An 8,607-nucleotide genomic window follows, 5' to 3' on the forward strand; every position below is an offset into this window, starting at 1 on the left:
CGGGACGTGGCTGGACAACACCCGCCGCCGGACCGACAAACTCACCCCCGAACGCCGCACCGAACTGGACCAACTCGGCATGCGCTGGTAACCCGGGAGCTCCACACCGAACGGGACCGTGCCGAGTGAGCCGGCTCACGCTGGTTGTCACCTTGGCAGGCGGGTTGTCACCTGTCGAGGAGGCTACTGCTTGACGCTCACGTCGAGCAGCAGCTTGCAGCTAGGCAAAGTTCCGCTGCAATGGCTCAGTACGCGGAGTTGACGTTGTCGATGGAGCCGTAGCGGTGGGCGGCGTAGTTGGCGGCGGCGGTGATGTTGGCGACCGGGTCGGTGGAGCTGTTGGCGGTGCCGGCGACGTGGAATGCCTTGAACGTGGGGTCGATGACCTGGAGCAGGCCCTTGGAGGGGGTGCCGTTCTTGGCGTTGACGTCGTAGTTGTTCTGGGCGTTGGGGTTGCCGTTGGACTCGCGCATGATGTTGCGGTGCAGGCCCTCGTAGGTGCCCGGGATGCCCTTGGCCTTCATGATGGCCAGGGACTGCTTGATCCAGCCGTCGAGGTTGTTCACGGCACCCTTGGCACCGGCGGGGTCGGCGGCCTTGGAGGCGATGGCGGGGGCGGCCTTGGGGGCCTCGGCGGCGTGGGCGGTGGCCGGCGTCAGCGTCAGGGCCGCGGCCGCGGCGCCGGTGGTGACCAGGCCGGTGACGGCCAGGTTGCGCAGACGGGCGAGGCGGGACGCAGCGGTGATCGCGGTCATGGGGGTCTCCTACGGGACGTCTTTGAGGCGCCGGCCGGTTCATCCGGTCGCGGCCTGTCGGGCGTCGGGGCGAGGCCCCGCACAGCGCGGCGAGCAAGGACGGCCCCGGCGATCCCGCCCGGCCCGACCCGCTGCTTGCGGCGACGAGAGACATGGTTAGCGACCGCGAGAACGAGAAGCAAGACTGTGACCTACTACCCAAGGGCGTAGAAATTGCCCTAATTCGGTCATTCCGTGGCTTTCCTGTGCGTCAGACCGCTGTGCGGCTCTACGATCCCGCTTAGGACGTGACCTGCCTCTCGTGGGTGGCGTCACGCGCAGAGCCGGAAAATCAGGCTTCCGGCCGGGCTGGCTCCACCCGGAAGGGGGCAGCGTGCAGCCCGGAAATGCGTACATGTGAGCGGTCCAGCCCTCTCCAGGGTGACTGCGGGATGCTGATGCGGGCTCGGTGGGCCCGCCGGTAGGGGCCCGCGTACTTCTTGGCCTCGGCCAGGAAACCGAGCGCCGTCGTCCGGGCGGACGGGTCCACTTCCGGGTAGGCCAGACGCTGCTTGCCGCGGGCGCCGCCGGTGCCGTAGGCGCCGCCGGCCAGCCACTCGTACACGGCCGCGTCGACCGAGGCAGCCTGCGCGGCGCTGCGGCTCTGGCCGTACTTGCCCACGATGTAGGAGGCGTAGGCGAGATGGGTGTCGGGGACGGGGCGACCGGCGACCGAGGACGTCCAGTGCTCCACCGTCTTCGGGCCGGTGTAACCGCCCGCCGCGTCCGGGCCCTTGCGCATGGGATCGGCGCAGAACGTCTCGTAGGTGCCGTACACCGTCATGCCCGGCGGCCCGATGCGCCACTTGTCGTCGCTTCCCGTCGGGTAGGCGGGTGCGCTGGTGGAGCCAGGAGTGCAGGGTGTGCGCGCGCAGCTGAAGGTCGTCGCCGAGGAACTGCCAACGGGCGGCCGGAGGCCGGACGCGGCCGCGTGGCGGAGGCAGCCGGCGGCCGGGACGGCCTGACATCAGGCCGGGGGCAGAGGCGACTGAGGCAGGCGTCCCCGGCGGCGGCGCTGCCGGGCGGAGACGGGCGGCGAGCGGCGGTGCGGGCATCTGGGCAGTGAGGCGGCAGGCGGGGGAGCCCAGGAGCGCGGCACAACCTCGCTGCACAGACGGCACGAGCAGCGCGGGCGGGCCAGGCGGGCCAAGACTTGGCATGCCGTGGCGGCAGGACGGCCACTCCGCGGTGTCCTACGACGCCTTCCACGTCCTGTCGCAGGCGGTGGCACAGGCGTGGCTGCGGGACAAGGACATCGACCGCAGTTCGGTGCTGGTCGCGCTCAGCGGCGGCATCCGCTTCAACGGCGCCACCGGTGAGGTCTCCTACGGTCAGGGCGGCAACGCGCCGCCCGTCGACAAGACACTGGTGATCCTGAGGCAACTCGGCGACGAGCCGAAGGCCGTCCTGGTCTGCGGCGCCTACGACGAGGGCAGGTCGAGCCGCGCGGAGGGCCCACCGTGCGCCCCATGCGTTCGCGGCGCCGACGCGGAACCAGCCGACGTACGCGGAGCTGGTGAAGGCCGTCACCGAGGCGCAGAAGGCGTACGACGAGGCCGTCGCCGCCGAGACGGAAGGGCGCAAGGAGGTCGAGGCCACGCTGAAGGCCCTGGACTCGGACACGCACCCGCTCAAGGCGGCCGCGATCGCCGCGGACAAGGCCGCCAAGGAGGCGGGCGTCACGAAGGACGCTGCCGTGAAGGCCGTCGCGGACGCCAAGGCCAAGCTCGACGCGGCGCAGAGCGACTCCGACAAGGCCGAGGCGCAGCGCGTTCTCGCTGCCGCGGAAGCGGACCTGGCGGAGGCGGCCACGGCCCAGCAGGAGGCCGACGCGGCGGCTGAGAAGGCCCACACCGCGCTGGACGACGCCCGTGTGGCGGCCGCCCGCAAGTACAGCCGGATCCAGCAGGCCCTCGACAAGGCGCGGGCTGCCAAGGAGGCCGCCGACAAAGCCCTCGCCGCCGCCAAGGAGTGCGTCCGGGAGAACGGGCTGACCTCGCTCGCGGTGGGGCTGCCCGCCAAAGTCACCGCCGGGGGCACCGTCGGCTTCACCCTGCGCGTGTCCAACGGCACCCGGCGCACGCTGGCCGTGGATCCCCTGGTGTTCTTCCACGTGGCCGGGGAGAGTCGCGGTGCGAAGAGCCTCCTGAAGGTCGAGTGGTCCAACGGCTCCACCTGGCAGGCCTTCGACGGCGAGGACCCCGAGCACATCGCGCACATCGACGTCATGAAGCCGGGCGAGCACAGCGATGTGAAGCTGCGCATGAAGGTCGACTCCGCAGCCAAGAACGCCGATGCCTTCGCCCTTCTCGCCGGTGACGCCTCCGACGCGTACAACCCTTGCGTCCTGGGCCAGATGAAGCGCTACGACTTCAAGCTCCTGCCGGCGGGGAGCAAGACCGCCCCGGCAGGCGACGCCAAGCCCGGCCTGCCCGGCGGGGACGACGACCAGCGGCCCGGTGCGGCGAAGCCCGGCAAGGGTTCCGCTCCCTCGGCGCAGGGTGGCACGTCCCACCAGGCCACGGGGACGACGACCGCGGCAACCGGCGCCGGAGGCGACCTCGCCGAGACGGGTTCGTCCTCGTCGATGGCGCCGATCGCCCTGACCAGCGCCGTCACCGTCGTACTCGGCGCTGGCGCGGTCGGTCGCCGCGCGCCGCCGCAAGTCCACGCGTGACGTCTGACCGCCGGTCCCCGTCACCGGCCCCGGGCATTGCCCCCAGGGCCGGTGGGCCTCGGGGCAGCACCCACGCCATCCTGGGGTAAACCCCCTGTGCGAGAGGGTGACTGGCAGGCTGTTTCGGCTGGTCGCAGGCGCGGAGACTCGGTGGCATGACGATTTCCCCGCAGGCCGTCGCGGCCACCGTGCCCGCCGCCCGACCCCGTCCCTCCGGTGCCGAAGCCGGCAGTGACTTCGCGCGGCTGTCCCGTCGTATCACCGAGGCGGGGCTGATGAGACGCCGTCCGGGCTACTACACGACGCGGCTCGGTCTGGTGATCGCGCTGACGGCGGGTGGATGGGGAGCCTTTGCCGCGCTCGGGGACACCTGGTGGCAGATGGCGACGGCCGCCTTCCTGGCGCTGATGTTCGGCCAGATCGCTCTCGTTGCCCATGATCTCGCGCACCGTCAGGTGTTCCGGCGACGCCGGCCGAGCGAATTGTGGGGCCGGCTCTTCGGCAATCTCGGGATCGGCATGAGCTACGGCTGGTGGATGAACAAGCACACCCGTCACCACGTCAACCCCAACCACGAGGAACTCGACCCGGACGTCGCCCCGGACATCCTGGTGTGGTCCACGGAACAGGCCCGCAACGCCCGGGGCCTGGCCCGTCTCATCGGCGGTCACCAGGCGGGGCTGTTCTTCCCGCTGCTGACGCTGGAGGGCTTCAACCTGCACGTGGCGAGCCTGCGGGCGCTGCGCTCACCGGGCATGAAGCACCGGACGCTGGAGGCGGCGCTGCTCCTGCTTCACCTCGCGGCCTATCTGTCCGCCCTGTCCCTGGTGCTCTCCCCGGGCAAGGCGGTGGCGTTCCTCGCCGTGCACCAGTGTCTCTTCGGCGTCTACCTCGGGTGCACCTTCGCGCCGAACCACAAGGGCATGCCCACGTTCCGCGGCGACGAACGGCCCGATTTCCTGCGCCGCCAGGTGCTCACCTCACGCAACGTGCGCGGCGGACGGCTGACCGACGTTCTGCTCGGCGGGCTCAACTACCAGATCGAGCACCACCTGTTCCCGAGCATGCCCACGCCCCATCTGCGCCGTGCGCAGACCGTCGTCCGTGCCTACTGCGCGGAGATCGGCGTGCCCTACCACGAGACCGGCCTGATCCAGTCGTACCGCGAGGCCCTCACACATCTGCATCAGGTCGGTGAACCGATCCGGCAGCAGCGCCGAAGGGGCGCCTGACGTCGTCGGTGCAGTCGACGGTGTGGAGCACGACGCCGCCGGGTCCGCGGCCGCCGACAAGCAGACCGCGGCCGCCGTGCGCGAACCGCTCACCCGGGCCGTCACCGCCGCCGCCCCGCTCATGCGCTGCCCCGACCCTGCCGCCATCGCTTTCAGGGTTCGGAAACAGGCACTGAACTTGGCATTTAACCTACCGGGCGTGTGAGTCCCTGCTCCGTGACGCTGACGCGGTTGTCTTCGACCACAATCCGCCAGGGTGCACCAGTCTCGCCAAGGGCCTCGATGTGTCCGCTCAAAGTGTGGTCGAAGGTGAAGTCGGGGAATTCGGGTGCGTAGTACCTGCCCTGCAGGGGACTCTCGAGCTCATAGGCGAGTTCCGCGTCGGGCTTCAAGAATGTCCTGATCAGGTAGGCCATCCACTCGGCCGCGAACGGAAACTTGCTGCGTCGGCTCCACTCAATACCCGTCCCCGATTCAGTGGGCACCCACTGGCAATGCAGGCCGGGCTGGCCCTGCGCGGGCTGGTTGATGTCGATGATGTCCCCGTCAGGCAGCACCAACCGGCCCGTGGAGAGGGTGGTGTAGGTACCGGAAAGCCGAGCCATCCTGCGTGTGCCGGCGAATCTGGTGAGATACGCCGACTCCGAAGCGTTCAGGGGTGGTGAGATGTCTATGCGGCCTCTGAAGTTGACGTACTCCGACATCTCGCTCCTCCCACGGTGCTCACCTCGCCGACTATTCAACGCCACGCCTGGGCTTGGTGCCCTTCTTGTGGTGGGCCGGGCGGCTGTATGCCTCGCCGGTCACGAGGACTATGCCCACGTCGTAACGCCGAGCCGAACGGTGGTTCCTCGAGCCCCCTGGTCGGCCGCGGCCGGGACGTGTGGGTTTCGGCGCCCCACCGGCGGCCGGGCCCGAGACGGCGTCCGGCGCAGCCTGACACCGTGCCTTCCGCCGGCGCACCGGAACCACCCGACGGCTTGCTGTTCTGACCTCACCTCTTCGAGGAGCACAGCCTCATGGAATCACTCACGCAGCCCTCTCGCCGCCGGGACGAATTGCGCAGCCCCGGACCCTTCAGCCCCTTCCTTGCGGACGAAACCCCTACTGGCCTGTGCTTTCGTCCGGGGACTAGTGCCGCATCAGGCAACGTACGCCCGCTCCTCGTCCCGTGACGCAGGTGTGGCTGCGGTCAGTCGGTTGGTGATCTCTTCGGCGGTCAGAACGAGCGCGAAGCCTTTGCGCAGGACGGCGAGTTCGGGTTCGTGCCGGGACTCGTCGTCGGTGGCCGTGACGTCGGATCCGAAGACGACCTTGTAGCCGCGTTCGTATGCCTGCCGGGCCGTGGTGCCACAGCAGTAGTTGGTGAGCGTTCCGGTGACGATGACCGTGTCGCGGCCGAGATTGCGCAGCATTGTGTCGAGCGGGGTGTCGTAGAACGCCCCGTAGGAGGGCTTGCGGATCACGGCCTCGTCGAGGCGGCGGCCCATCGGGGCCCACACCTCGGCAGGGCCCGGTCGGCGCCACTCGGTGTCGGCGTGCGGGAGGAACTGCAGGGCGTGCGGCCGGTCCAGACCGAGATGGGTGTCATCGAAAATGGTCCAGATCACCGGAACCGAGGCGCCCCGGCATTCTTCGACGAGTTGCTGCAGCCGTGGCGCCATCCGAGTGGCCGCGGGCACCCAGTAGGGACTCCAGCCGGGCCGGACGAACTCGTCCTGCATGTCGATGACCAGCAGTGCTGTCCGTTCGGGCCGTACGCCGAACGATGCCCGGCCGCGCTCGTAGGCGTTACGCGCTCGCGTGGTCACCCATTCCTCGGTGTACGTCATCCTCGCCTCCTGCATCGATTCGAGGTACCTCGTTTCGATGTGCGAGAGTAGCAGCATGCTCGAACTCGCCATCCTGGGATTCCTGGCTGAGGAGCCGCTGCACGGGTATCAACTGCGTCAGCGCATAGCTCAGTTGTCCGGTCATGCCCGGCCGGTCAGCGACGGCAGTCTCTACCCGGCGATCAACCGGCTGGTCAACGCCGGACTGCTCGCTCGGCAGACCGAACCAGGCGCTTCGGCCGCTCGGCGGTACACCCTGACCCTGACCGACGCCGGCCGCCGCGAGCTGCTGCGCCGACTGCGGGATGCCAACGGCTTGGACATCAGCGACAGCACCCGTTACTTCACCGTCCTGGCCTTCCTCTCCCACCTGCCCGACACCGCTGACCAGCACGCGGTACTGCGCCGCCGACTGGAGTTCCTCGAACAGCCGGCGAGCTTCTTCCACGACGGTGACCGCCCACTGGGTGCCGACGACACTGACGACCCCTACCGGCGCGGCATGCTCACCATCGCCCGTGCCACCAGCCGCGCGGAAAGGTCCTGGCTTCGGGAAGTGTTGGCCTGACACGGGCACCACCAGCAGGCACCTCTCCTCGTTCTCAACCCGGACGCCTCCACTTCCCGAGAGACTGTGCGGGTGGCAGAGCCAGTACGGGTCCGCGAGATCGATGACGACGAGGGGCAGCGCCTGCTGCGGATCATCCGCCGGGGCACCGGCTCGGTGGTGACCTGGCGGCGGGCCCAGATGGTGCTGCTGTCCGCGCAGGGCATGCCCGTGACGAAGATCGCCGAGGTGACCTTTACCAGCGACGACCGGGTCCGGGACGTGATCCACAACTTCGACACCGACGGCTTCGACTCCCTCTATCCCAAGTACAAGGGCGGCCGACCGAGGACCTTCACGCTGCCCGAGCGCCGTGAGATCAAGAAAATCGCCAAGTCCAAGCCGGCCGAACACGGCCTGCCCTTCTCGACGTGGAGCCTGGCCAAGTTGGCCGACTTCCTGGTCGCCGAGGGAGTGGTCGACGACATCAGCCACGAGGGCCTGCGGGTCGTGCTCCGTCAGGAGGGCGTCTCCTTTCAACGCATAAAGACCTGGAAGACCTCCCGTGACCCGGACTACGCCGCCAAGAAGGCCCGCGTCGAGCACCTCTACGCGATCGCGGACGGCGAGGTCATACCCGAGGACGGCGAACCCGAAGTCGTCTTATGCCTGGACGAGTTCGGCCCGCTCAACCTCCAGCCGCACCCCGGGCGGCTGTGGGCCGAGCGCGGCGGGAAGCACAGGAACCCGGACCGCGAGCCGAGGCCCCGCCGACGGGCCACCTACACCCGCCCACACGGGTCCGGCATCTGTTCGCCGCCTACGACCTGGCAAAGAGCTCGCAACACGATCTTGTTGTGGCAGCGTGGCAGCCAGGGTCCGTAGTCTTGCGGTATGGACAACGGGATCAACCGTGTGGAAGACGGATGGGACATCCGCTCGATGCGTGGGATCGGCATCGGCGAGATGATCATCGGCAGCGTCCTGCGACTTCACACCGGTTCGAACCGGATCGAGGTGCACAGTCCCGCCGAGCTGACAACGGACCACGAAGTCGTGCCTGTCCACGCATCTGCACGGACCAACCTGGACCGACTGCCGCAACTGCTCGATCAGGTGGTCGCCGAGGTCCATGCAGCTGATTCAGGCAGCCTGCGAGTGCGCTTCACTCACGGTTGGCGTCTGGACGTGCCGTTTTCTTCCAGCGCCTTCGGCTGGATCATCGGTCTGCGGGGCAGCTACTTCATCAGTTCACTGCCTGGTGGCGGCGTGAGCATGCCCGACCGACCAAAGGCTTAAGGGCTAGGGCCTGTCCGGTAGGTCAGGAACAGAGGGTCCACCCCGACTGCCATAGGGGGGCGCTTTAATGCCCAGGTGGTGAACTGGACGCAGATGCACGACTGCTATGGGGATGTCGATCGCGTCCCCGTGCTTCTGGAACGGGTGGAGCTCGAGGACAACGCCGAAGCATGGGAGGAGCTGGGATACCGACTGGTCCTCGAACACGACCTCGTCTTCCCCGCCA

The 8,607-nt window shown here is 68.8% G+C and carries 9 protein-coding genes and 2 pseudogenes; 6 read left to right on the plus strand and 5 right to left on the minus strand.

What is annotated here, in order from left to right; translation table 11 throughout:
- Positions 1–245 precede the first annotated feature (245 nt).
- Both AB0L21_RS39305 and AB0L21_RS39310 read right to left on the minus strand, forming a co-directional pair.
- Positions 246–755 (minus strand): transglycosylase SLT domain-containing protein, encoded by a 510-nt coding sequence (locus AB0L21_RS39305; protein WP_365788738.1) that lies wholly within the window; start codon positions 753–755, stop codon positions 246–248.
- 331 nt (positions 756–1,086) lie between these two features.
- Complete coding sequence (locus tag AB0L21_RS39310) at positions 1,087–1,578, minus strand: hypothetical protein (protein ID WP_365788739.1); 492 nt, start codon at positions 1,576–1,578, stop codon at positions 1,087–1,089.
- A gap of 732 nt (positions 1,579–2,310) precedes the next feature.
- On the opposite strand from AB0L21_RS39310, the gene AB0L21_RS39315 reads away from it, so the two are divergent.
- The 3 genes from AB0L21_RS39315 (at position 2,311) to AB0L21_RS39325 (ending at position 4,908) form a co-directional block, all read left to right on the plus strand.
- Entirely contained in the window at positions 2,311–3,471 is a 1,161-nt protein-coding gene (locus AB0L21_RS39315; protein ID WP_365788740.1) for a hypothetical protein, read from the plus strand.
- Positions 3,472–3,626: 155 nt separating this feature from the next.
- Positions 3,627–4,703 (plus strand): acyl-CoA desaturase, encoded by a 1,077-nt coding sequence (locus tag AB0L21_RS39320; RefSeq protein ID WP_365788741.1) that lies wholly within the window; start codon positions 3,627–3,629, stop codon positions 4,701–4,703.
- Between the two features lie 22 nt (positions 4,704–4,725).
- Positions 4,726–4,908 (plus strand): hypothetical protein, encoded by a 183-nt coding sequence (locus AB0L21_RS39325; protein ID WP_365788742.1) that lies wholly within the window; start codon positions 4,726–4,728, stop codon positions 4,906–4,908.
- On the opposite strand, the gene AB0L21_RS39330 is transcribed toward AB0L21_RS39325, so the two are convergent.
- The 3 genes and pseudogenes from AB0L21_RS39330 to AB0L21_RS39340 form a co-directional block, all read right to left on the minus strand.
- Positions 4,889–5,407, minus strand: a complete 519-nt coding sequence (locus AB0L21_RS39330; protein WP_365788743.1) for a hypothetical protein — start codon at positions 5,405–5,407, stop codon at positions 4,889–4,891. The two genes, AB0L21_RS39325 and AB0L21_RS39330, sit on opposite strands and share 20 nt — an antisense overlap.
- Before the next feature lie 31 nt (positions 5,408–5,438).
- Positions 5,439–5,615: pseudogene (locus tag AB0L21_RS39335) on the minus strand (transposase); the annotation flags it as partial.
- Positions 5,616–5,845: 230 nt separating this feature from the next.
- Entirely contained in the window at positions 5,846–6,535 is a 690-nt protein-coding gene (locus tag AB0L21_RS39340; protein WP_365788744.1) for an isochorismatase family cysteine hydrolase, read from the minus strand.
- A gap of 55 nt (positions 6,536–6,590) precedes the next feature.
- Here AB0L21_RS39340 and AB0L21_RS39345 point away from each other — a divergent pair, with 55 nt between their 5' ends.
- The 3 genes and pseudogenes from AB0L21_RS39345 (at position 6,591) to AB0L21_RS39355 (ending at position 8,381) form a co-directional block, all read left to right on the plus strand.
- Positions 6,591–7,103 carry a PadR family transcriptional regulator gene (locus tag AB0L21_RS39345; protein WP_365788746.1) on the plus strand — a complete coding sequence of 171 codons (513 nt, stop codon included), beginning with the start codon at positions 6,591–6,593 and terminating at the stop codon, positions 7,101–7,103.
- A 72-nt stretch (positions 7,104–7,175) separates the two neighbouring features.
- Positions 7,176–7,918: pseudogene (locus tag AB0L21_RS39350) on the plus strand (IS630 family transposase); the annotation flags it as partial.
- 58 nt (positions 7,919–7,976) lie between these two features.
- Positions 7,977–8,381, plus strand: coding sequence for a DUF6188 family protein (locus tag AB0L21_RS39355; RefSeq protein ID WP_365788745.1), 405 nt, complete (start codon positions 7,977–7,979; stop codon positions 8,379–8,381).
- Positions 8,382–8,607: the final 226 nt, after the last annotated feature.

Origin of the sequence: Streptomyces sp. NPDC052721, from assembly GCF_040678315.1 — a bacterium.
GTDB lineage: Bacteria > Actinomycetota > Actinomycetes > Streptomycetales > Streptomycetaceae > Streptomyces.

What these genes read in the sequence shown, in the direction of transcription:
- AB0L21_RS39340 (WP_365788744.1), bottom strand. Translation starts at nt 6,535, where the DNA reads ATGACGTACACCGAGGAATGGGTGACCACGCGAGCGCGTAACGCCTAC.
- AB0L21_RS39355 (WP_365788745.1), top strand. Translation starts at nt 7,977, where the DNA reads ATGGACAACGGGATCAACCGTGTGGAAGACGGATGGGACATCCGCTCG.
- AB0L21_RS39330 (WP_365788743.1), bottom strand. Translation starts at nt 5,407, where the DNA reads ATGTCGGAGTACGTCAACTTCAGAGGCCGCATAGACATCTCACCACCC.
- AB0L21_RS39320 (WP_365788741.1), top strand. Translation starts at nt 3,627, where the DNA reads ATGACGATTTCCCCGCAGGCCGTCGCGGCCACCGTGCCCGCCGCCCGA.
- AB0L21_RS39345 (WP_365788746.1), top strand. Translation starts at nt 6,591, where the DNA reads ATGCTCGAACTCGCCATCCTGGGATTCCTGGCTGAGGAGCCGCTGCAC.
- AB0L21_RS39310 (WP_365788739.1), bottom strand. Translation starts at nt 1,578, where the DNA reads ATGACGGTGTACGGCACCTACGAGACGTTCTGCGCCGATCCCATGCGC.
- AB0L21_RS39305 (WP_365788738.1), bottom strand. Translation starts at nt 755, where the DNA reads ATGACCGCGATCACCGCTGCGTCCCGCCTCGCCCGTCTGCGCAACCTG.